Origin of the sequence: Paracoccus maritimus (assembly GCF_025195095.1) — a bacterium.
In the GTDB taxonomy this organism is placed as follows: Bacteria; Pseudomonadota; Alphaproteobacteria; order Rhodobacterales; family Rhodobacteraceae; genus Paracoccus; species Paracoccus maritimus.
Map to the genome: position 1 here is coordinate 72,527 of NZ_JANAVZ010000004.1, position 22,070 is coordinate 94,596.

The 22,070-nt window shown below is 67.3% G+C and carries 27 protein-coding genes; 10 read left to right on the forward strand and 17 right to left on the reverse strand.

Features of this window, described 5'->3' with window-relative positions:
• Position 1: 1 nt before the first annotated feature.
• Positions 2-2,008, reverse strand: a complete 2,007-nt coding sequence (locus MU516_RS08050) for a phage terminase large subunit family protein (RefSeq protein ID WP_260276691.1) — start codon at positions 2,006-2,008, stop codon at positions 2-4.
• Positions 1,956-2,552, reverse strand: a complete 597-nt coding sequence (locus MU516_RS08055) for a hypothetical protein (protein WP_260276692.1) — start codon at positions 2,550-2,552, stop codon at positions 1,956-1,958. The genes MU516_RS08050 and MU516_RS08055 overlap by 53 nt, the downstream gene beginning before the upstream one ends.
• A 111-nt stretch (positions 2,553-2,663) precedes the next feature.
• On the opposite strand from MU516_RS08055, the gene MU516_RS08060 reads away from it, so the two are divergent.
• Complete coding sequence (locus MU516_RS08060) at positions 2,664-2,936, forward strand: hypothetical protein (RefSeq protein ID WP_260276693.1); 273 nt, start codon at positions 2,664-2,666, stop codon at positions 2,934-2,936.
• Positions 2,937-3,031: 95 nt separating this feature from the next.
• Entirely contained in the window at positions 3,032-3,604 is a 573-nt protein-coding gene (locus MU516_RS08065; RefSeq protein ID WP_260276694.1) for a DUF3489 domain-containing protein, read from the forward strand.
• Positions 3,605-3,657: 53 nt separating this feature from the next.
• Here MU516_RS08065 and MU516_RS08070 read toward each other — a convergent pair whose 3' ends face one another.
• Entirely contained in the window at positions 3,658-3,864 is a 207-nt protein-coding gene (locus MU516_RS08070; RefSeq protein ID WP_260276695.1) for a DUF7220 family protein, read from the reverse strand.
• A gap of 67 nt (positions 3,865-3,931) precedes the next feature.
• Between MU516_RS08070 and MU516_RS08075 the strand changes: the two genes are divergently transcribed.
• The gene (locus MU516_RS08075) at positions 3,932-4,561 is read left to right on the forward strand and encodes a hypothetical protein (RefSeq protein ID WP_260276696.1); all 630 of its coding nucleotides are present in this window, start codon (positions 3,932-3,934) and stop codon (positions 4,559-4,561) included.
• Here MU516_RS08075 and MU516_RS08080 read toward each other — a convergent pair.
• The 13 genes from MU516_RS08080 to MU516_RS08145 all read right to left on the reverse strand — a co-directional run bounded on the left by MU516_RS08080 (position 4,506) and on the right by MU516_RS08145 (position 16,534).
• Positions 4,506-5,837: a site-specific DNA-methyltransferase gene (locus MU516_RS08080; protein WP_260276697.1), complete on the reverse strand. Its 1,332-nt coding sequence runs from the start codon at positions 5,835-5,837 to the stop codon at positions 4,506-4,508. The two genes, MU516_RS08075 and MU516_RS08080, sit on opposite strands and share 56 nt — an antisense overlap.
• A 445-nt stretch (positions 5,838-6,282) precedes the next feature.
• Entirely contained in the window at positions 6,283-6,711 is a 429-nt protein-coding gene (locus tag MU516_RS08085) for a DUF6362 family protein (protein ID WP_036719356.1), read from the reverse strand.
• Positions 6,712-6,901: 190 nt separating this feature from the next.
• Positions 6,902-7,438 carry a crossover junction endodeoxyribonuclease RuvC gene (locus MU516_RS08095; RefSeq protein WP_260276699.1) on the reverse strand — a complete coding sequence of 179 codons (537 nt, stop codon included), beginning with the start codon at positions 7,436-7,438 and terminating at the stop codon, positions 6,902-6,904.
• Positions 7,439-7,905: 467 nt separating this feature from the next.
• Positions 7,906-10,197: an AAA family ATPase gene (locus MU516_RS08100; RefSeq protein WP_260276700.1), complete on the reverse strand. Its 2,292-nt coding sequence runs from the start codon at positions 10,195-10,197 to the stop codon at positions 7,906-7,908.
• Complete coding sequence (locus MU516_RS08105) at positions 10,194-10,952, reverse strand: PD-(D/E)XK nuclease family protein (RefSeq protein ID WP_260276701.1); 759 nt, start codon at positions 10,950-10,952, stop codon at positions 10,194-10,196. Before MU516_RS08105 ends, MU516_RS08100 begins: the two co-directional genes overlap by 4 nt.
• The gene (locus tag MU516_RS08110) at positions 10,952-11,152 is read right to left on the reverse strand and encodes a DUF6511 domain-containing protein (protein WP_260276702.1); all 201 of its coding nucleotides are present in this window, start codon (positions 11,150-11,152) and stop codon (positions 10,952-10,954) included. The genes MU516_RS08105 and MU516_RS08110 overlap by 1 nt, the downstream gene beginning before the upstream one ends.
• A gap of 224 nt (positions 11,153-11,376) precedes the next feature.
• Entirely contained in the window at positions 11,377-13,044 is a 1,668-nt protein-coding gene (locus MU516_RS08115; RefSeq protein WP_260276703.1) for a DEAD/DEAH box helicase, read from the reverse strand.
• A 7-nt stretch (positions 13,045-13,051) separates the two neighbouring features.
• A complete protein-coding gene (locus MU516_RS08120; protein WP_260276704.1) occupies positions 13,052-13,654 on the reverse strand; it encodes a hypothetical protein in 603 nt (200 codons plus the stop codon).
• A gap of 13 nt (positions 13,655-13,667) precedes the next feature.
• Positions 13,668-14,558, reverse strand: coding sequence for an ATP-binding protein (locus MU516_RS08125; RefSeq protein ID WP_260276705.1), 891 nt, complete (start codon positions 14,556-14,558; stop codon positions 13,668-13,670).
• The gene (locus MU516_RS08130) at positions 14,555-15,043 is read right to left on the reverse strand and encodes a hypothetical protein (RefSeq protein ID WP_260276706.1); all 489 of its coding nucleotides are present in this window, start codon (positions 15,041-15,043) and stop codon (positions 14,555-14,557) included. The genes MU516_RS08125 and MU516_RS08130 overlap by 4 nt, the downstream gene beginning before the upstream one ends.
• A 26-nt stretch (positions 15,044-15,069) precedes the next feature.
• Positions 15,070-15,435, reverse strand: coding sequence for a hypothetical protein (locus MU516_RS08135; RefSeq protein WP_260276707.1), 366 nt, complete (start codon positions 15,433-15,435; stop codon positions 15,070-15,072).
• Positions 15,432-15,644 (reverse strand): helix-turn-helix transcriptional regulator, encoded by a 213-nt coding sequence (locus tag MU516_RS08140; RefSeq protein ID WP_157115320.1) that lies wholly within the window; start codon positions 15,642-15,644, stop codon positions 15,432-15,434. Before MU516_RS08140 ends, MU516_RS08135 begins: the two co-directional genes overlap by 4 nt.
• A 206-nt stretch (positions 15,645-15,850) precedes the next feature.
• Entirely contained in the window at positions 15,851-16,534 is a 684-nt protein-coding gene (locus MU516_RS08145; protein ID WP_260276708.1) for a hypothetical protein, read from the reverse strand.
• A gap of 109 nt (positions 16,535-16,643) precedes the next feature.
• Between MU516_RS08145 and MU516_RS08150 the strand changes: the two genes are divergently transcribed.
• The 7 genes from MU516_RS08150 to MU516_RS08180 all read left to right on the forward strand — a co-directional run bounded on the left by MU516_RS08150 (position 16,644) and on the right by MU516_RS08180 (position 20,818).
• Complete coding sequence (locus MU516_RS08150; protein WP_260276709.1) at positions 16,644-17,321, forward strand: LexA family transcriptional regulator; 678 nt, start codon at positions 16,644-16,646, stop codon at positions 17,319-17,321.
• Between the two features lie 2 nt (positions 17,322-17,323).
• A complete protein-coding gene (locus MU516_RS08155) occupies positions 17,324-17,554 on the forward strand; it encodes a hypothetical protein (RefSeq protein ID WP_260276710.1) in 231 nt (76 codons plus the stop codon).
• On the forward strand, positions 17,551-18,282 hold the full coding sequence (locus MU516_RS08160; RefSeq protein ID WP_260276711.1) for a hypothetical protein: 732 nt from the start codon (positions 17,551-17,553) through the stop codon (positions 18,280-18,282). The genes MU516_RS08155 and MU516_RS08160 overlap by 4 nt, the downstream gene beginning before the upstream one ends.
• A gap of 121 nt (positions 18,283-18,403) precedes the next feature.
• Positions 18,404-18,622, forward strand: a complete 219-nt coding sequence (locus MU516_RS08165; protein WP_260276712.1) for a hypothetical protein — start codon at positions 18,404-18,406, stop codon at positions 18,620-18,622.
• Positions 18,619-19,119 carry a DUF2924 domain-containing protein gene (locus tag MU516_RS08170; RefSeq protein ID WP_260276713.1) on the forward strand — a complete coding sequence of 167 codons (501 nt, stop codon included), beginning with the start codon at positions 18,619-18,621 and terminating at the stop codon, positions 19,117-19,119. The genes MU516_RS08165 and MU516_RS08170 overlap by 4 nt, the downstream gene beginning before the upstream one ends.
• Entirely contained in the window at positions 19,116-20,438 is a 1,323-nt protein-coding gene (locus MU516_RS08175; protein WP_260276714.1) for a recombinase family protein, read from the forward strand. Before MU516_RS08170 ends, MU516_RS08175 begins: the two co-directional genes overlap by 4 nt.
• The gene (locus MU516_RS08180) at positions 20,438-20,818 is read left to right on the forward strand and encodes a hypothetical protein (RefSeq protein ID WP_260276715.1); all 381 of its coding nucleotides are present in this window, start codon (positions 20,438-20,440) and stop codon (positions 20,816-20,818) included. The genes MU516_RS08175 and MU516_RS08180 overlap by 1 nt, the downstream gene beginning before the upstream one ends.
• 9 nt (positions 20,819-20,827) lie before the next feature.
• On the opposite strand, the gene MU516_RS08185 is transcribed toward MU516_RS08180, so the two are convergent.
• On the reverse strand, positions 20,828-21,766 hold the full coding sequence (locus MU516_RS08185; RefSeq protein WP_260276716.1) for a metallophosphoesterase: 939 nt from the start codon (positions 21,764-21,766) through the stop codon (positions 20,828-20,830).
• Positions 21,767-22,070: the final 304 nt, after the last annotated feature.

The window sequence follows — 22,070 nt, forward strand, 5'->3', positions numbered from 1 at the left end:
TTCAGAACCATCCTCCACGCCGCCCGAGCCAGTCGGAGCGGCGCTTGCCCTGCGGGGCCTGTCCCGGCCGGTTGATCTGCCCGGCGGGATCGGTGTCGTTGGGGGCCGCCCCGAGTTGATCCTCGAGGTCGCGCCATTTCTCGTCGGGCCAGCGATCCGCGCCCGCGATCCAGGCGGCGGCGCGGGCATAGACCCGGCAGTCCAGCGCCTCGTTGCGCTCGCGCAGCTTCTGCCATTCCAGCCGGGCGAAGCCGCGCTTCGTGCGCACCGTGACCAGCTGCTCGGCCACGAACTGCTTGAGCCATTCGTTCTCGACCCAGTGCGGCAGATGCACCGACCCGGGCGGGAATGCCGCCCCGTCGGCCATCTCCTCGTCGGTCGGACGGGCCAGCCGGAGGAAGCGGTAGGTCTCGGCCTTGAAGGTCGAGACCGCCACGGTCCAGAGCCGCGCCCCGCGCCGCAGCCGCTTGCCGCCCTCGGTTGCATCGACGAAGGTTGGCCCCGACACCGGGCTAGAGCGGTTGAACCCCTCGACACCTTTGACCGGCGACACCTGCCCAAACCCTTGCGCCCGCGACCAGGAATAGACCGCCGGGGCCTCGTAGCCGGTGTCGATCGCGAGCCGCGCGATCCTGAGATGCGCGCCGCGCTCGTGCGGCCAGCTTCGATCCAGCAGCGCGGTCAGCTCCGACCACGCGTCGTGCCGATCCGGGCCGCCCTCGATGACGACGTGATCTACGAGCCAGGACTCAAGTCCGCGCCCCCATGCCCAGACATCGACCTCGATCCGGTCCTTCTGGACGTCGGCCCCGGCAGTCAGGAACAACCCGCCCGCAGGCACGGTGCCGGATGTCCAGCGCTCGCGCCGCTCGTAGAGCCGCTGCCAATCCGGGGCTTCGCCGCTCTCGACCCATGTCTCGCCAAGGATGGTGTTGCGGAATGCCTTGATCGCCTCGTCCGACCCTTGGGCCGCCTCCCAGCCGCGGGCGATGCGCGTCCAGCTGAGCCAGCCGATCGGCGAATAGAGCGCCGAGAGGTGATACCCGACCGTGGTCGGATCGGCGGCGGTAGCGGTCGCCCGCCATTCGCCGCCCTCCAGCATCGCCGTCTTGTGGTGTTCCGCGATGGCTGTCTCGCAGCCCTCGCAGTGATATTCCGCCGTCTCCGGACGACCCTTCTGCCAGCGCAGCCGGTCGAATTTCAGCCACTGCATCGCCCCGCAATGCGGGCACGGCACGAAATACCGGCGCTGGTCGGACGCCTCGTACTCGCGCTCGATCCGGCTCAGCCCCCGGATGGTGGGGGTCGAGACCAGGAAGACCTTTCGCCGATGCGCGAAGGTTAGCGACCGCGCCTCGGCCAGCGTGACCGGATCGCCTTCCTCGTCGGCCGAGGCCGGATAGGCGTCGACCTCGTCGAGGAAGATGTAGCGCGCCGGGGTGGAGCGGAGCCCGACCGCCGAGTTCGCGCCGGTCATGATCAGGATGCCGCCCGCGAATTCCTTCGACAGCATCGTGTTGCCCGCGTCGCGCGAGCGCGCGGGCTTCACCCGCTCCCGCAGCTCGGGGCTCTCGTCGATCAGCGGGTCGATCCGCTGGCGCGAGTTGCGCTTGGCAAGTTCCACGGTCGGCTGCACCGCCAGCATCGGGCCCGGCGCCTGGTGGATGGCGAACCCGATCCAGTTGTTACCGGCCTCGGTCGCGCCGACCTGCGCCGCCTTCATGAACACGACCCGCTGCGTGGGATCGCCGGGCGACAGCCGGTCCATGATCTCGCGCATATAGGGCGTGCGCACCGTCCGGTACCGCCCAGGCTCGGCCGAGGCGCGGCCCGAGAGCATCCGGTGCCGGTCCGCCCATTCCGAGACGGTCAGGTCAGGGTCAGGCCGGAGCCCGTTGCCCCAGGCGCGCAGGATCTCGCCCGCGCCCTCGAAGTCCGTCAGGCCATCGCCACTCTCATCGGAAGTCGGGCCGGACCTCGGCGAGTTCGTCGAGGTGGGCGCGTACATGTTTCTCCAGGACCTTCTGCATCGCGGCTGGCTCCACTGTGATCTGTTGGCCCGTCGCGTCGCGGCACGAGGCCGAAAGCTCGGCCGCCATCAGCGCCGCGGCGCGTGCAGGCCAGTTCACCCATGCGTCCCGTTCCTCCCGTGCCAGCCGGAACACCAGCGCCAGCGCGCGGGCCCGCTCGATCAACTCCCCCTTCAGCTTCTGGAGCCGGATGCGCCGCTCCTGCGCCTTCAGCACCTCGTTCGCGGTCTTCGCCTGTAGGAAGGTCGTGCCGCCGCCGATGGCGGGGACCGCCAGACCCTGTTCGCGCAGGGTATCGCCGACGGCCGCTACCGCCGCCTCGGGGACGGGTTTCAGCTTCGGCGCGGGCGGCTTCCTCGTCTTCGACGGGTCCGTCGTCTCGGCACGCCTGGCGTCGCTGGCCGCCGCGTTGATGCTGCCATCGGGATAGAGGACCAGCCGCTCGGCCGTCTTCGCCTTCTGGATCGCACCCCGCGACAGCCCGACATGGGCGGCGTACTGGCGCTCGCTCATGCCCTGCATCGACGGCTCCGATTATCATTCAGATTCATGTGCTTATCGAGTTGATAAGCCTCGCCACCGGAGCGAACGTCACCCCAACGAAGCGATGCAACTCACCACGGAGCCACCACGATGACCACGCGCCTGAACCCGATCACCACCCCGCGCCACGAACTCCGCGCCGAGAAGGCGCGCCGGAACAAGGAAGCCGCGCTCGCGGCCTTCATCGGCAAGAAGGCGGAGATCGACGAGATGCTCGCCCGCCTGCAGGCGCTCAGCGACGACCATTTCAACTGCGCCCCCGACGAGCCGGGCTGGGCCATGGTCGGCACCCTCGAACACTACGCCAGCCTCCTGAAGCGCATCACCGACAGCGCCTTCGGCGAGGGCGAACACGCCCGCTGATGCCCGGCGCTGCCGGAACTCCCGCCGCGCGCCCCGCGCGGCTCGGGGTCGTAGAAGGCGCCGCATGACGCGGGCCCGAAAACGGAGACGACCCCATGACCAAGCTTTCCGATACCCAAGCCATCATCCTCAGCGCCGCCGCACAGCGCGAGGACCGCATCGCCCTGCCGCTGCCCGAAAGCCTGCGCGGTGGCGCCGCCGCCAAGGTGGTCGGCGCGATGCTCGCGAAGAACTTCCTGCAGGAGGTCGACGCCGACACGCGCAACGGCGAGCTTATGTGGCGCGAGACCGGCGACGGCCACGGCGTCACGCTGGTCGCCACCGACGCGGGGCTCGCCGCCATCGGCATCGAGACCGAGGACGCAAACACCGCGCCTGCGGGCGCGACGGACGCGCCGACCAAGGAGCCCGCGCCGGACACTCCCACCGGGGCCGAGATCGCGCCCAAGACGCGCACACCGCGCGAGGGCACGAAACAGGCCACGCTGATCGCCATGCTGCGCGCGTCGGACGGCGCGACCATCGAGGAGATCATGGCCGCGACGGGCTGGCAGTCGCACACGGTGCGCGGCGCGATGGCCGGGGCGCTGAAGAAGAAACTCGGGCTCGAGGTGACCTCGGAGAAGGTCGAGAACCGGGGGCGCGTTTACAAACTCTCCGCCGCCTGACCCAACCAACCCCGACAAGTCGATGGCCGCCGTCCCACAGGGGCGGCGGTCGATCATTTGGCGCTCCGCATCCGGATCGCCTCGAACACCCGCCGCAAGGCGAAGGAACGGGCGATGCTCACCACCGTGAACACCGCGCCCATCTTCATGTTCTGCGCTAGCGTCGTGTGCAACCCGAAGACCGGGAAGATCAGGATCTGCGTCATGACTGCGACGCCGTAGCCGACGATCACGTTGGCGACCGCCTCGACCAGCGACATGGTTCGCGATTGGCATTTGGTGTTTACTGGCTGAGTACTACACCCGTCGCGAGACATTGGAGAGCCTATGCATGTTGCTGTGATTGACATCGGAAAGCCGGGCAAGAACCTTGGCTGGGCAATTGTCGGCTCCAACCCCGCCTCAGGCACAGACCTTGATGAAGCGATTGATGAGATCTCGGACCGTATTTCGCGGGGCCCGGTAGCTCTCGGTTTCGAAGCCCCATTGTATGTACCGATGCGCAGCGCGGCCGGTGACCTGACGAAGGCGCGATCGGGTGAGTGCGTCGGTGGTGTCAATCGACCCTACTCAGCAAGTGCGGGAAGCACTGTTCTGGTGATTGCTACTGTCGTGGTGCCGTACGTCCTGCGCGCTCTTCGCTCGGCGGCGCCAGTTTCCATTGCCACTATGGACTATCGCAGCTTCTTCTCCGCACCCGCTGGTGTTCTTTTTTTCGAGGCGTTCGTGACAAACCAAAAGAAATCGCACGACGCCCGCCACGTAGAAGATGCTGAGCTTGCCGCAATGCATCTGTTGGCGATGTGGGAAGAGCGGAGGCCTTTGGAGAGCGCCATCTGTGAACCGGAGTGCCTGAATTTGCTTGGCGCAATGATGCTTCGTACAGGCTGGACAAGCGATCTCAGTGTTCTTGATGATCAGTGTCTTGTTGTCCGCCCTCCAGTCGGTACGCTTTGATCTCCGCAAAGGTCCTGCCATCGCCGTCGAGGATCGCGTCGCGACCGGTCTCGGCCTGCCAGCGTTCCAAAGCGACGTCGACATAGGCGGCGCTGATCTCCATTGCGAAGACGCGGCGGCCGTTGGCCTCGCCTGCCATGATCTGAGAGCCGGAGCCCGAGAACGGCTCGTAGCAGAGCCCGCCGCGCGCGACGTGCTGGCGCATCGGGATGCCGAAGGCGTCGAGCGGTTTCGGTGTCGGATGGTCGGGGCGCTCGTCCTTGGCGAAGGACGGCATCTCCCAGGTTGAGGGCAGCGTCTGCTCGGCGACCTTCGGCGGACGGTTGGGGCGGCGCCAGCCCATGAAGCAGGGCTCGTGCTTCCACAGGTAGTGGGACCGGGTCAGCACCCCTCGGTCCTTCACCCAGATAATCTGCTGATGGACGAAGGCGCCGGCCTTTTCCCAGCAGGCTTCCAGCATCGCCTGGCGGCGCGAGGCGTGCCAGCAGTACCAAGCAGCATCCTCGGCGATGGCTTCCGCCACGGCTGCAGCGATGAACCCGTCGTAGAGTTCGGCCCCCTGCGAACTGTCGTCCCAGGTCGTGCCGTAGGACGCGGACCAATCCTTGTTGCGGGTCGGGTGGTTCGAGCCGTCGTAGTCGACGAGATACGGCGGATCGGTCGCGAACAGGATCGCCCGCTGGCCGTTCATCAGGCGGCGCACGTCGGCAGCGCTGGTGCTGTCGCCGCACAGCAGGCGGTGGTCGCCAAGGATCCAGAGATCGCCGGTCCGCGAGGCTGGATTGCGCGGCGGCTCGGGGATGGTCACCGGCGGCACGGAGCCCCCGGCGCCACCCTCGTCCCCGTCGTCTTCCGCGACGTAGGCCAGCAGCTTGTCCAACTCGCCGTCGGAAAACCCGACCAGCGACAGGTCGAAGTCGTCGGCCAGCAGGTCGTTCAGTTCCGCCGACAGCAGCGCCTCGTCCCAGGTGCCGAGCTCGGTGAGCTTGTTGTCCGCGATCCGGTACGCCCGGCGCTGCGCCTCGGTCAGGTGGCCGAGCACGATCACCGGCGCTTCGGTCAGCCCGAGCTGCGTCGCGGCCAGTACGCGCCCATGCCCTGCGATCAGCTCCCCGTCCTCGCCGACGAGGCACGGCACGGTCCAGCCGAACTCGGCCATGCTGGCGGCGATCTTCGCGATCTGGTCCGCGCCGTGCGCCTTCGCGTTCTTCGCGTAGGGCTGCAGGCGCGACAGCGGCCAGGTCTCGATCGCGTCCGGGGCGAAGCTCAGCGTCATGGTGGGCAAGGTTCCTTGGGGCGGGTGGATGCCGGTGGCTTCCGGACTCCGGATGCCGGGCCGGACTCCAAGCGGGGTCCAGCGGCCACCAGCTGTGTCCGGTCGGAAGGTCAGCGTTCATTGGTGTTTGCGCGGGGCGTGAGTGGCTCCGGCTTCCGGGTGGCTTCCCAAAAATCCGGCCCTCACGCTGGCGAAGTCCCGCGCTTCGCCCGCCAGCATACGAATGTCGCGGAGAAGGAACCGCGAAGTCGTCTGAGGGGGGGTGGCGGGCGCGGACATCGGTCCGCAAGGAAAGGATCAGCGCCTTTCCTTTTCCAACGGCCCTCGCCAACGAAAGGATGGTTTCGTTCGGGGCTGCGCCGCGCGCGCTTCTCCCGAGCATATCCACTTTCTAGCCCGGGAGAGGCGTTTTTGTCTGCGCGAAAACCCTCTACACGAGACTTTCCTACAGGCTGCGCGCCAGCTTGATGATCTCGAGGATCGGCAGTTTTCGGTTGAACGGCTGCCTGTTGAGGTTGAGCGCGATCAGCGACAGCCCGTAGCGCCAGTGCTGATGCGCAGCGGCGTGGCAGAGACCGACGTGCCAGCAGATGTTCTTCCAGCGCTCGTCATGCGCCTTCATCCAGACGATCTTGCCGTCGATGGGCTCGAGGCAGTTCGTCCAGGTCAGCGTCTCCTCCATCCGCGCGATGTCCCGCGGCGAGGGCGAGACGCGCATGGGCTTCGGCTCCTGGCCCACCTTGTCGGCGAAACCGTGGACGATCTCTGGCCATGTGCTGAAGTATCCGTTGCGCCGGGGCTCCGGCAGACGGCGCAGGATCATACCCGCCTCGGAGAGCCGCGCCTCCACGTCGGCTGGTGTCCAATGGGTCATTTCCTCACCTCTCGTTGTGTTGGGCGCGCGCCGTAGAGACGCTCGCCGAGTTGCCGCACCAGCTCCCGCTCAGGCCAAGTAAGTCTCTGGTCCTCAAGGGAAACTGCGAACACGCGTTGCTCCTTCCAGCCGTCGCGCTTGACCTGTTCGGGGTTGCGGCGCTCGCCGCCATAGCCACGGGGAAACCGCCTCATTGCATGCCCCCCTTGGTCTCCAGCGCCCAGAGCAGGATCGCGATGGCGTCGGCCTCGTTGTCGTCGGCGGGGCTGAAGCCGCGCGCCCGGGCCGCGGCGATCATCGCCTCCTTGGGAGCGTTGCCCTTGCCCGTGGCGTGGCGCTTGATGGTGCCGACCGGGACGCCCTCGTAGGGAATGCCGCGCAGTTCGGCCCATGCGGTCAGCGTGGCCATCAGCCCGCCATAGACATGGGCCGCATCGGTCGCGGCATGGCGACGGACCTCCTCGAACCAGATGGCGGCGACGGGTCCGGACAGCCGGTCGATCTCGGTCAGCCAGTTGGTGAAGCGGAGATACCGCATGCCACCGCCATCGAACCGGCCGGGGCGGAAGGATGCCGTGCCGGAGGTGATCAGCCCGTCGATGCCGTGCAGCGCCCAGCCCGTGGCGGTGCCGAGGTCGAGCGCCAGCATCGACCTGTAGGATCGGGATACGGGTGGCAGATCGGGGATTGCCTCGCGGCGGTGTGCGGCGAGAGTCAGGTCAGCCATGAGTGGTCTCCTCTTCTGGTTGGCTGCTCGGGTGGAAGACGACGGCGGTCTGGTGCTTGGCGGTACGGGGCCGCCGTCGTCGGATCGGAAGGTTGGCGCGTGGGCAGGCATCGCGCGCGAAACCCCTGGGGGTGGGCGTGGGAGAACCCGCCTGCGGCGTTCTCCCCCACCCCCGTAGGGGGTGGTTTCACCCCCGAAACTGGAAAACCGCATCAACACACTGACGAGAAATGGGAATTCCAGTTTCGGGAGGGTGCTTTCTCCTGACTCGCCCGAAACTGGGTGCAGCGTAGCGGTTGCGGCATCTGCGCAATCTTGCGGGGGCAGTTTCGGAAACGGGCCGAAACTGATCACAGCGGGCGTTTGCGCATGTTCGCGAACGGATGGCGGGGCAGTTTCGGCAAGGCCCCGCATCTGGTTCAAACTGGTCCCTGCGCAATTCTGCGCGAAACGATCTGCGGGGGCGTTCATGGCCGTTCCCCCTCCGGATAGACCCAGACCTGCGGGTTCTCGACCTCGAGGAGCGCTCCGGTCTGGGGCGATTTGTAGTGGGTGGGCAGGACCGCGATGCTGGCGGCAGTGACCTCTCCGGTCGCCGGATCGACAGCCTCGCCGTCCATGGGCATGACCATCCCCTCGACGCAGAGGTATCCGAAGCGCGATCGCGAAGGCCCGAGGCCGTAGGGCGCGCCGTCGCGGATGAACTTGATGGCGCCCTTGGTGGCCTGCACGGCGATCCGGTCGCGGATCGTGTCCTTGCCGCCCAGACCGCCCTTGTTCTCGAAGGCCTCAGCGAACTGGTTGATGGTGTAGAGCCGCCCCTCGGCCGCCTCCTCGAGCAGGATCGAGAGGATCACGTCCCGCTTGCGATCGCGCTCGGCGTCGTGCTTTGCGCCGACCTCGGAGCGCACGAGCCGCTCGTTCATCGGGTTGATCTCGACCCATTTGCCGTTGACCTTGTCCACGAGCTTCGCCGGCAGCGCCGGGCCATTCCGGAGCTCGATCTCCAACCGCCTCTGGGTCGAGTCCTCCTCGGGCCGGTGCAGGATCAGGCCGGTGGTGTAGAAGCCCCTGAGCGCGCTGGCGCCGGAGAGCGCGAGAAACGGGTCCTCCTTCACCTGGTGCTTCGAGAGCTTCTTGGTGTGGTGGACGAGGATCACGCCGCAGTCGGGATTGACGTGGTCGCGCAGCACCTCGACCCGGTCCTTCAGGAAGAACATCATCGCGGCGTTGTCGTTCTCGCCACCGCCATCGGGCCCGCCATCGAAGAGGTTGCGGATCGGGTCGATGCAGAGGATGTCGAGCGGTTCGCCGGGGAATGCGGCCTTGATCGCCTCGGCCACGCGGGCGCTGCCCTCGGCATCGAGCAGCATGCGCAGCTTCGGCGTGACGATCAGGTTGTCGCGCGCGGCCGCAATCAGCTCGGGCGGCAGGCCGATCTGCTGCATGCGTTCGCGCAGGTAGTGGTACTGGATCTCGGCCTGCAGGTAGAAGATCCGCAGCGGCCGTGGCGGGGTGAAGCCGAGGAAGGGCACGCCCGCCGCCATGTGCACGAGCAACGCGATCAGCAGGTCGCTCTTGCCCACCTTGGGCGCGCCGCCCAGCACCAGGAGCCCGCCCGGCGTCAGCACGCGCGGGCCGATGATGTCGTCGGGCATCGGGCTCGTATCGTCGAGCAGCGCGCCTAGGCTGAAGGTCAGCAGGTCCTTTTGCGCAGGTGCCGCGCTGTCGAGGCGGATCAGCGGCGGCCCGTGCCGCTTGATGTGCAGCTCCCAGAGGCGGTTCGTCTCGCGCTTCAGCCGGTCGAGCGGCCAGGACGGGCGGAGCATCGCGGCGTTGTAGCCGCAGATCGCCGTCCAGCCCTCGTCCATCGACATCCGGCCCTCGTGGACCAGCCGCAGGAAATAGCCGATGGCGGCCGAGGCGCCCTCGAAGCGGGACCACTCGTCCGTCCCGCCCTCGTGGACCGGGGTCACCAGCACGTCGTCAATGGCGGGCTTCTCGCGGGGCTCGGCCGTGGCCATGCCGACGCCGAGCATGGGCGGCATGTCGGCGACGCGCTCGGCCATCTCGGTGAGATCGACCTCGAGCTCTGTCGCCTCGCGGATCTGCACAAGCCGGGTGAGTCCGCCCTTGTGATAGACCGTCCCGGGCACGCGGATCGGCTGGTGGGCCGAACGGAAATGCGTGTCGCCGCCAACCTTCAGCGCGATCTCGCCGCGGAGCTTGCAGAGCCGGGCCAGGTCCGCCCCCTCCGCGGGCTCGGTCAGCTTCCACCAGACATGGAGCTTGGTCGCGCCTTCGGGCGTGCGCCCGCCGCTCTCGACGATCAGGGTCGGTCGGCCAAGGTGATGGACGAGGTGATCGAGCTTGGCCGGGATGTCGCCCGAGTCGAGATCGACCACAAGGCTCTGCATTTGCAGAACGTCCGCGGCGCGGGCCTGACCCGTCTCCGCCACCGTGCCGGGGATGACATAGACCGCCGCGCCCTCACGCGCTGCCCAGCCCGCGAAGGTGCCGAGCTTCTCGGGCGCGGTGGCGTCCGCGTCGATCCAGATGTTGTGCGGCCGGCCGTCCTTGCCCTGACCCTTGTCGACGAAACCGCGAACCGGGATCAGCCCGTCGGAATAGCCAAAGACCACATCGACGAAGCGCGTGATCTGGTCTGCATCCGGTTCGACCGCGAAGGGATCGTGCAGCGGCGCCGCGTCGTTGAAATCCCGCCAGGGGTTGAAGTGAATGATGTTGTCGTCGCTCATGCCGGCAGGCTCCAGCAGCGCTCCGCCCACGGGCAGAACCGACATTCGAAGAAGTCGCGATTGGCGGCGATGCGCGGCAGCAGCTCGCCCGCGTCGGTCGCCCGCAGGATACGCACGCCGCGATCCGACATGCGCTGCGCGAGGTCGGCATCGAAGGGCACGAGCTCGTGGTGCAGCTCGGCCGTGTCCTTGTTGATCGCGGTGAAGAGCGCCGGGTTGGCCGAGATGCCCGGCACCGTCGCTTCCATGTAAGCCTGGTAGAGCGCGATCTGCGCGGCATAGACCGGCTTCGCGACGGTCACGCCCTTGGCCACTGTCTCGCGCCAGTTCTTCGCGTTCATCGTCTTGCATTCCCAAAGCGCGGGTGTGCGCAGCCCCAGCGCCGCGGGGGCCTCGGCGACGATCCTGTCGACATGGCCGCGGATGCGCCCGCCGGCGACGGAGAAGCCGAACTGGCCGCCGTCGCGCTTCTGGGTCACCAGATCGAGCCCCGCCGCCAGCAGCCAGCGGATGGCGAGATCCTCGAGTTCATGCCCGATCGAGAAGATGCGGAGCGACCGGCCGGAGAAGTCCTGACCCTCGTCCTTCGGCGCGCCCGCGAACTCGAACTGCAGCGCGCGCTCGCAGGCGTGGCCGAGCCGCGATGCGCCGAGATAGTCACGAGGTGGCGTCGCTGCGCGCTCCGCCTCGAGCGCGGCATCCACGGCCGCGTTGATGCGTTCGCCCATGGAGGGCCGCTTGTTGAAGTCCAGCATCAGAACGGGATCTCCGACTGGCTCGCGATCTCGGCCATCTCGGCGCGGAAAGCCTCGACGGTGGTGACAATCAGCCGGTGCATGTCGTTCTGGGTCAGTTGCCCAAGGGGCCAGTCCCAGCCGATCCGCTCCATCTCGGGGGCGAGCGCGCGCATGACGGCGGGGAGCGCCTGAGTTTCCTCTTCGGTGAAGTCGACCATGCTCAGTCCTCTCTTTGCTTTGCGGGTGAAGGCCGCCTGGCAGCCCATGGAACAGAACCAGCGGTGGGTGCGGGTTGGGCGCGGCCGGTGGGGATCGAACCAGCCGAAGCCGCGCGTGCGGGATGTGCAGACGGCGCAGAGCATCGGCCGCGGATGCCAGAGGCGATCACGGCCCGGTCGATCCGCAGCCGCTGAGGACGGGGATGGGACTTGCGCGACATGGTTCACGCTGCCCTCCGCTCGGGCGCGGCCGACATGACGAGCCGGCGAATGTCACGCCGGTTGAACTGGAAGGTGATCAGCGCCGAGGCGCGGTAGCGGGTCAGCCCGTAATCCTGCCGCTGCGCGGGCGAGAGGTATTGCAGCTGCTTCTCGGTCGGCGTCTGCGTCAGCCAGCGCTTCGACTTGAAGGCACTCTCATCGCTCTCGTGTTCGTTCAGCCAATCGTCGGCCTGCGCGAGGCAGACCGTCCGATCCCCCACGCCGAGAAGGCAGGTCGGCTGCCCTCTGGCGCCGCCCACTGCGTGCCAGCGGCCTTCGAGGAAGAACACGCCGCCCCAGGCGCTGAAGCCGCTGGCCATCAGCGCGGCGTCGTCGCCGAAGAGGTCTTCCCACACGAAACTCGAACGTTTCAGCAGGTCGATCTCGGACATGACGACGTTCTCGAGCGGCGTCGTCACGCTCCCGCCTTGGAATTCGTAGCCGCAGATCGGGCACTGCCGCGATGCGAGCGGGATCTCCGCCTCGCATTCCGGACAGGTCTTCGTCGGGGCTTCGCCCGGTGTCGGATCGCGACCGTCTAGATCGACATCCTGCTCCAGCGTGCCGTGGGTCAGGCTCGAGATCCCGAAATCCAGCACGATGCAGTCGGTCTTCACCACGCCAGGATGCTCGGCCGGATCGACGGTGCGCAGGCCGCGCCCGACCATCTGGATCATGGTAGACTTGTAGGAGCTGGGCCGCAGCAGCACGACGCAGGAGGTGGGCGGGTGGTCCCACCCCTCGGTCAGCACCGCGACATTGACGAGGACCTGTACTTCCCCGGACGCGTAGGCCTCGAGCACCATCTTCCGCTCAGTGGAGCCCATGTCGCCAAGGACGACGGCGGCCGGGTTTCCGGCCTCGTTGAAGGCGGTCGCGACATCGACCGCGTGCGCGACGGTCGAGCAGAAGACCACGGTCTGGCGGTTCCCGGCCTTCTCCTCCCAGTGCCGGATCACTTCCTCGGTGATGGGCGCGCGGTTCATGATCGCCGCAACTGCGCCCATGTCGTAATCGTCGGCGGTCTTGCGGACGGCGCGCAGCTGGTCCTGCACGCCGACATCGATCACGAAGGTTCGCGGCGGCACGAGGTGACCGGACGCGATCAGTTCGCCCAGCCGGACCTGGTCGGCAACGTTGTCGAAGACTTCGCGCAGGCCCTTCCGGTCGCCCCGGTTGGGCGTCGCCGTGACGCCGAAGACCCGGGCCTCCGGATTGGCGTCGCGCACCCGGTCGATGATGCGGCGGTAGCTCTCGGCCACCGCGTGATGCGCCTCGTCGATCACCAGCAGATCGAGCTTCGGCATGGCCTGCAGATTGGCGGCGCGTGACAGCGTCGGCGCCATGGCGAAGGTGACCTGGCCCTCCCAGGACTTGGCGGTGGCATCGACGACGGATGTGCCGATGCCCGGATTGACCCGGGCGAACTTCGCCCGGTTCTGGCTGGTCAGTTCGTCACGATGGGCGAGCACGCAGGCCCTGGCGCCGTCCCCGGTCATGTTGCCGGTGACGGCCGAAAGCATGATCGTCTTGCCCGCGCCGGTCGGCGCCACGCCCAGCGTGTTGCCGCGGGTCGAGAGCGCAGCGAGGCTGCGCTCCACGAAGAGTTTCTGGCGGGGACGGAGGAGCATCGCGCCCTCACTGTGCCCAGGCAGGACGACCCGGCACCGGCGATGCCGCAGGCTGCTGGACCGGCTTTAGCGGCGCGGGCTGCGCGGGCGGCTGATAGCCGTGCTGCGCCGCCAGCCCCATGACCTGCGCATAGTCACGATGATCGGGCGTGACCGCGGCGCGGATCTCGTTCTTCTCCTCGCCCATGGCGTCGCTGCCGACGTCGATGCGGGCGACGAACTCGATCCCGTCGAGATCGGCGAAGCCCCCGATCCGCCGCGCCGCCTGCGCCTGCGGGGACTGGTCCTTGTCCGAGATCCCGCGCGCCGAGTTCAGCATGCCGCGCACGAGGCTGCGGCCCATGTTGGCCCAGTCCGGACCCTTGGGGCTGTAGAGACCGATCAGCGTGAAGATCTTGCGCCGGGCGTATTGGCCCTCGGTGACCGTGAACTCGCCGTTGAGGTAGACAGCCCCGGTCGAGCCACGGGTGGCATAGCCCCCGGTCCAGCCCTGCGACGGGTCGTCGAAGCCGCCGGGGCGGATGGTCAGCCGCACCTTGGCGAGCGTCCCCTTGGGGATAAGGTTCGTGTTGGACTGGGCGTCGTTGAAGTCGTTCCAGAGGCCTGACATGGCTCGGGTCCTTTCAGTTGGTGGGATAGGAATGGGTGTCGGTCGCCGTCGGACCGGGCGGCGGGGGCAGCTGCGGCGGCGAATAGGTTAGCCGCCGTTCCGCAGGGATCAGCGGGCCGCGGATCTTCTCCATCAGCCGGCCGAGATGGGGCTCTTCGACCAGGTCGAGGCGGCCGGAGCGGTCCTTGGCCGGGTAGCCCCACGGGTTCAGCGTCTGGCAGACGAAAGCCCGCTGAGGCCGGTTCAGCTCGTCCGGAAGGCTGGCCATCGTGATGACCTGATCGACGATGCCGGGCAGCTCGAGCCCAGTCTTCGAGCCGTCGATCTGCGGGACGAAGACCTTGCGATTGAAGTCGTCGAGCTTCTCGTCGAGGATCCCGACGAACCAGACATTCTTGCCGCGCGTGTGCTGGAGGTGGGTCAGCCAGCCGATCATCTCGCGCCCGTGCAGCCCGTAGGCGCCGCGCACGTCCGGCTTGCCGGTCTTTTCCGAATGCGCCTCCGGCTGTCCGCGGCACCACTGGAAGCAGAGCCGCCCGGCCACGGTGATCGAGTCGATGAAAACGGTGTCGTATTTGGCGAGGACGCGCGGATCGCCGAACCGGCCGCACACCTCGTCGAAATGCGCCTGGCTGTAGGGCTGTTCGGGCCGGAGCGCCGGGTTCGGGCCGCCGATGAAGACCGCGAAGTCCCGACACTCCTTCCAGGTCCGTGGCCGGACCACGTCGATGAGCATTCCCTCGATGGCGAGGTCGCCCGCCTCGAGGTCGAAGAACAGCGTGGTCGAGGCTTCCAGCGTCCAAAGCAGGCTGGTCTTGCCGATCCCGGAGGGGCCGAAGATCACGCCCTTGACGCCCCGCGTCTCTGCCAGTCGCTGATCGGCCGTGATGATGGGGAGGCTCACGCGCGGTCCTCCTGCGGCAGGATCGCGATCTTCAGCGCGCCGGTCTTCACGGTTCGGGCGGGTTCGAAGCCTTGGCGGATCGCCTCGGGCCATGCGACATAGGCGCGTTCGGGCACCTTGAAGCTGATCTCGACGTATTCGGATGGGTCGTCGCCAGCGGCGCGGATCCGCTCGACCATGGCGGCAAGCCGGGCCTGATCCCATTCGACGCGCTTGGGCAGATCGGCAACCACGGTGAAATCGCCGTCGGCGAGGCGAACGGTGCCGGTGTCCTTGCCGCAGACGCGGCGGGCCTCGGCGGCGCGGGCGGCGTAGCGGACCTCGAGCGCGGTACTGAGGCGCGCGGTCACGGCCTTCATCTGCTTCGCGGCAGCGTCGATCTCGCGCTGCATTGCGGCCAGAAGCTCGACAGGAAGCTGGGCAATCTCGCCCGCGGGCAAGTTGATCAGCTCGTCGATAGAGGGGGTGTTCTCAGGGAACGGCATGGGGATCTCCGTGATGGGGGATAGGGTCAGGCGGCCTCGAGGAGGCGCATCGAAAGGGCGGCGCCGGCGGGGCCGGGCCTCGGCCGGGCGACGGCGATGTAGGCGAAGTGGTCGGGGCCGAGCCGGGCCTGCACGAGGTGGACAAGCCGCTGCTCGGCGGCGCGCAGGGCGGCGGCGGCGACACCACGCAGGGTGCGCTGGCGCTCGGGCGTGAGGTTCGAGACGGCCCCGGTGGCATCGACGGCGAGGAACCCGCGGTGATAGACCAGCGCCTCGCCCGGGGCGGCCTGCGCGATCCAGGCGGAGAGCCCCACCTCGTCGAGCGCGGGACCAGCGGCCCCGAAGATCGACACGACCCGGCTGCCGTGGATTGCGGAACGGCGCTCCATCATGCCGCCCCCCGCGCGCTGTCAGCGGTGTGCGTGAGCTGGTCCTTCTCGAAGGCGAGGATGTCCTCGAGCCGGTAGACCACCCGGCCGCCGAGTTTCATGTAGGCGGGGCCTTCTCCGGCCCATCGCCAACGCTCGAGCGTGCGGTGCGAGATCGTCCAGCGCCGCGCGAGCTCCTTCTGTGTGAGGCAGGTCTTCTGCTGCATCGTCATCTCCCGGTGTCATTCGTTGGGAGCACGATGCGAAATCCCGCGAGGGGATGTCGTCAGGATTGGAGTGGGATGCGGAGGGGGATCGTCAGGAACCTTTCAATCCAAGGGAGAATGGCTCCGTGGGGGATCACCATCCCCCTCTCATCCCCCGGCGCATCCCACAGGGGGAATCGGGAGGGCGCGCGAACGGGAGAGTTGGCGCGAGATCAGAGCCCGAGCAGGCGATAGGCGCCGCGGCCGTCCGATTCGATCAGCAGCCGCCAGTTCTTTTTCGACTTGAAGACGTCGGACATCTTGAGGCTGCGCGAGCCCGCGGCGGCGAGGATCGCCTTGCCGCTCTGCCAGGGCTCGCCACGCCTGGCCGCCTCGTGCAGCGCACGCACGACCTGCGCCTGGATTGCACCCAACCGGAAGTGCTGACCGTTGCAGCGGGCATCCTGGTAGTCGGCGGAGGCATGGAACGCGCCGGGTCGCGGGCCGGCAGCCGCTCCTGCAAATCCCGTCTCGGCCTCGAAGCGGTCACGCTCGTCCCGCCTGAGGAAAAGATCGCGCTGCCGCACGGTGATGAGCTCTCGCTCCCCTGTCAGGCAGGCATAGTCGGCCTTGTGCGAGCGGAAGCGGCTGAGCTTCACCTCGCCATGCCGGAACAGCTGGAAGACGTCATGGGCGTGGAGATCCAGGAGCCCGTTGAACGGGCCCCGCTCGAAGGGCACGGAGAAGCGCTCCCCTTCCGGCGTCTCGTCATAGTCGCCAAGCTCGACGGCCAGGTTGAACACCCGAATCGACAGCCGCAGCTGGTCGTTCTCCGCGAGGTACACGAGGTCCGCCTCGGACATGGACCAGCGCTCGAGGATCTCCGGCAGGGTGAAATACGACTTCTCGATCTCCATCCGGACCCCCGATTCCCATGTGCGATTGTTTAGGTTTTGTTCTAATCGCTTGACGGGTCCGCATCAATCCTGTTTTATCCTATTCTATCCACATACCCTTGGGGAAAACATGACCGAGCAGCACACCCTGGCCGACCGCCTGCGGGCCCGCGCCAACCAGCTTGGCATCAGTCCCGCCCATGTCGCAGAGATGGCTGGCGTGCATCGCTCCTTCGTCTACGACATCCTGCGCGGCCGTTCAGCCCGGCCCGGCATCGACCGCCTGGCCGAGGTCGCCCGCGTGCTGAAGGTCGACCGTGACTGGCTGATCCACGGGATCGGCGAGGTCGAGGGCACGCCACCCTTCGTGAACAATCCCGACGATGCCTTCGTGGCGATCGCCCACGCCACGCCGCGCCCCGCGATGGGCGGCGGCGCGGTCGTGACCGAGGACGGCGACACGCCCGGCCGCGTCTACCACTTTCGCCAGTCGTGGATCCGCCACAAGCTCAAGGCCAGCCCCTCGCAGCTGCGCATCATGCATGTCGCGGGCGACAGCATGGCGCCGACCCTCCTGAGCGGTGACGCGGTGCTGGTCGACATGGCGCGCCGCGCGCCCAACCCGCCCGGCATCTTCGTGCTGGACGACGGGATGGGGCTGGTCGCCAAGCGGCTCGAGCACATCCCGAACAGCGACCCGCCCGCGGTGCGCGTCATTTCAGACAACAAGCACTACCCCGAATACGAGAGAACGGCCGACGAGATCCACATCGTCGGCCGCATCCGTTGGTTTGCGCGGGAGATCTGAGAATGGCCCACGTCATCATCCGCGGCGGAAATGGTCGCCGTCATGAGGTGGACTTCGAGGACGCCGACATCACCGTGGAGCTGCACGCCAGCGGCGATCACGTCGAACTGGTGATAGAAGCATCTGACAACGGTGTTCCCGTCGGCAAGAATCGCTTCGCGCTGGTCAACATTCCCCGTCATCTGCTGAGCAAGGCCATGGCCGATCTTGCGCGCAAGGATCGGCGATCATGATCGCATGGCGTGACCTCGACGATGCCGACCCGGCGCTGGCGCATTCACCGCTGGTGCGCGGGGTCGAGAAGACCTTTGCCTGGATCGGCGCGCATGGCGGCATCCCCCTGACCCCGTCCAAGGCGTTCAAGCGCGTGTTCGTGCACTGGGCCGCGGCCGAGTTCGACTGGCCGGGCCACACTGAGGCGGACCTCTTCGCCGTGAACAAGGTGCTGAACGAACCCGACTTCGCCCCGCTCATGGTGCTGCACGACCTGATGATCGAGACGAAGCTCGGGCGGCATTACAAGGGCGAGTTTCGCCTGACCAAGGCAGGCCAGGCGCTTGCGGGCCATCCCGGTCGGATCTTCGGCACAGTCGTCCCGTTCTTCCTGTTCCGGATCAACCACGCCAGCATGTCGCGCTTTGACGATGCGCCGATCCTCGGCAACTGGGACGTGTTCCTAAACGTGCTGAACATCGAGACCGAGGACGGTGCCACCGGCGGCCACCTTCGCCGAGTGCTCTTTGGAGCGCCCGAGACGGGTCCGCTTCCGCGCTACGACGAGGTGATGGGCCAGCTCTACATCCAGGTCCTGCGCCCGCTCTGTTGGGCGGGCCTTTTGAAGCAGGGGTGCGGGGAGGTCAGCTATCGGTTCGAGGACGCGGTGTTCATGAAGACGCCGTTGTGGCGGGCGGCGCTGCGGCTGGAGACAGATGGGAAGGTGCGAGGTGCGACGCGGCATTGAACGCCGAACCCGCCCGCCTTCTCCCGTTTTCGCCCGCTTACGACAACCCATTGTTTTGACTTGAATTACCTCGCCACGACCGGCGAACACGGAGCAAACCGCCTCAGGAGGTTCGCTCCCCATGCAAGACGACATCGCCTTCGCGCCGCCCGCCGAGAAGCTTTCCACAGATGAGCGGCTGGCGGAGTTGGCCACCATTCTCGCCAGCGCCATCGCGCGGACCAACCCACGAGAAACAAACGATAATTCTCCGCTCAGCGGAGACAGTTCGCTGGACATTCTCGCCCTCAGACGCCGTCGTCGGAGACAGGTGCAAAACCGAGTTGGAGACGACGCATGAGAAAAAACACAAGTAAATCAGGCGCAAGGGCCGCGCTTGCGCGCCCGGCGGAGGGGATCGACGTCCTGGCCGAACTGGCGGCGCTGAAGGCGATGACGGTGCCCGAGTTGCAGGGCAAGTGGCGGGTGATATTCGGCGCGCCCGCGCCGAACGCCAGCCGGGGGAACCTGGAGCTGCGGATCGGCTACCGGATCCAGGAACTGGCCCATGGCGGCATCAAGCCCGCGACGCGGCGCACGCTGGACGCGCTGGCGGCCGAGGTCGCCACTGGCGCGCCGGGTCCGCTGATCGCGGATCCCCGCCGCCCGATCCCCGGCACCAAGCTGGTGCGCGAATGGCAGGGCGAGGAGCAGGTCGTCACCGTCCTGACCGACGGCTTTGAATGGCAGGGGCGGCGCTTCAAGTCGCTCTCGGCCGCAGTGCGGGCGATCACCGGCAGTCACTGGAACGGGTGGAAGTTCTTCGGGCTGGCCCATGGCGCGGAGGCCCGCTCATGAGCCGCGCAAAGCTCGAACCCGTCCGCCGCCTGCGCTGCGCCATCTATACACGCAAGTCGAGCGAAGAAGGGCTCGACATGGAGTTCAACAGCCTCGACGCCCAACGGGAAGCCTGCGAGGCCTACATCGCCAGCCAGCGCGCGGAGGGATGGGTGGCGCTCCGCGACCGCTACGATGATGGCGGCTTCTCTGGCGGGACGCTGGACCGGCCCGCGTTGGCGCAGCTGATCGCCGACATCGAGGCCGGGCTGATCGACGTGGTGGTGGTCTACAAGATCGACCGCCTCAGCCGCGCGCTGATGGATTTCTCGAAGCTGGTGGAGATCTTCGACCGCCACGGCGTCACCTTCGTCTCGGTCACGCAGTCCTTCAACACCACGACGTCCATGGGCCGGCTGACGCTGAACATCCTGCTCAGCTTCGCCCAGTTCGAACGCGAGGTGATCGGCGAGCGCATCCGCGACAAGTTTGCGGCCTCGCGCCGGAAGGGGATGTGGATGGGCGGGCCGGTGCCGCTCGGCTATGTCGTGAAGGACCGCAAACTGGTGATCGAGCCCGCCGAGGCCGAGCACGTCCTGACGATCTTCCGCCTCTATGCCCGCTCCAGTTCCACCGCGCAGGTGCTGAAGGAGCTGCACACTCGCGGCATCCGCACCAAGCGCGGCGCGGTGTTCGATCGGGGCTATCTGCTGAAATTCCTGCACAACAAGGTCTATCTCGGCCTCGCTGTGCACAAGGACGAGGTCTATCCGGGCGAGCACAAGGCGATCATCGACAAGAAGCTGTGGGACGAGGTCCACGAGGTCATCGCCAACAACCGCGTCGCCCGGGCGGCGGTGGCGCGCACAGCCCAGCCTGCGCTCCTGCGCGGGCTGATCTTCACCGAGACGGGCGCCGCCATGACGCCCCACCACACCAAGCGCAAGGGCAAGCGCTACTGCTATTACACCTCGATGGACGTGATCCGGAAACGTCCTGCAGCCGAGTTGCGCGGCCCGCAGCGGCTGCCGGGTGCCATGGTCGAGGAGGCCGTCATCGGCGAAATCCGCCGGATGCTGCGCACGCCCGAGGTCGCGGCGCGCACCGCACGGGCGGTCCGGAAGGAGCGGCCCGATCTCGATGAGACCACCGTTGTCGCCGCGCTGGCGCAGTTCGACGACCTATGGAAGGCGCTCATCCCGGCCGAGCAGGCGCGCATCGTCCAGCTGCTGGTCGCGCGCATCACGGTAAGCGAGGCGGGCCTCGCCATCGACCTGCGCCATGATGGCCTCGGCGCCATCGCCGCGCTGATGGCCCCGCCGAAGAAGGAGGTCGCCTGATGCCCGCGCCCGACACCCTGCGCGTCCACATTTCGCTCGAACTGCGCCGCCGCGGCGGCCGCCCCCGGATCCTGCCGCCGAAGCATGTCGAGGCCGCCATGAACCGCGGGCAGGATCCTCATCTTCTGCGCGCCATCGGCCGCGCATGGGGCTGGCGGCAGCGGCTGGAACGCGGCGACGTCGCCACTCTCGCCGATCTCGCCGCCGACGAGGGGCTGTCCGACCGCTACGTCAGCCGCCTCCTGCGCCTCGCCTGGCTCGCGCCCGAGGTGCTCGAGCGGCTTGTCATCCACCGCGAGCCCTCGACGATCAGCATCTATGATCTGTGCTTTGTCGCGTCCCTGCCTTGGGACGAGCAGCCGGGGAAGGTGTTCGACTGAGACGACGGGTCAGTCAGGGATCGCGTGAAGCCAAACCCGGTCGGGGGAGAGCAATGTCTCACCCGGGTGCAGTTCGTATGTGACCAGCGGCCCATCCTTGCCGGCGGAATAGTCGAGGCACAGCGCGTTCGGAGCCTGCAGGACCGGATCGCCGCTGAGCCAGTAATGGCCGAAGAATACCGGGCGTTCGTGGGCGGGATAGGTCTGCGCCATCAGTGTTCCCGGTAGTGGTACACCGGGCAGATCATCCGGAACAGGAACCGAGATAGCGATGTCACGCCAGGTCCGGGCCCCTGCATTCCACCATTGCAGCCGAACGTGATCGCGGTGGGTGCCGTCCTTGTCGCGGAATGCAAACCCATCTGGAAGCTGGTGTTCGGGCCCCTTCGTGATTTCCTCGGCAAGGTGGAAAAGCTCGTCGGCAGGATCAGCCGCGAGGATCAACTGCTCTTCGGACAGAACGCCGTCCTCGGTGAGCGCCCGCACCCGGTCGATCTTGGGGTCGACCCAGCAAGCATGCACGGCGCGGAAACCCTCAGCTTCCAGAAACAGCGGGAGGCTGCGCATCCACGCCAGCGCCTCGCGGGTCTCGCCGGCACCGACGGGGAACTCCGCCAGGAAGCTTGCGTGCTGGCGCAGGTTCTTCTCCGAATGAGCGCGGAGGGGCTGGCCGGTCGCGGGGTGGGCCGTGTGGAAGTGAAGGGCATTGAGCTCGTGGTTGCCCATGATCGCGCGGGCCTTGCCGCTGTCGATCAGGTCGCGCACCAGGTGAATGACGGCCCGGTTTTCCGGTCCGCGGTCGATGAAGTCGCCCAGAAAGACGATGGTCCGCTCCGGGTCGGGATGGATCCAGCCCGCCGGACTCCGCCGCCATCCGAGGGCATCGAGCGCTCCCCGTAGTTTGGCGATCTGCCCGTGGATGTCGGGGATGATATCGACTGTTCCCATGCACTCTCCTGAAAATCGTTCCCTATGCTGATGGCTGGTCTACAAGTGCCGTCGGTCATCGCCCTGCGCCTTGTAACGCTAACGAGTTCAAGTCCTTTTGTCGTCGGGGTTTTCCGGTTTTCGTCACGGGCGGACACCGCCACCGCTACGCGCCATTAGACCATCGCACCCAGCGGCTGCGCCTCTCGCGTGTTGCGGCTCTGTTTGTCACGAAGGCGATGGACACAAGGGGCGAAGTTTTGGCGGGGTCGAAACTCAGGCTATTGGAAAGACGAGGTAATTTCCGACCGAACCGAAAACGGCG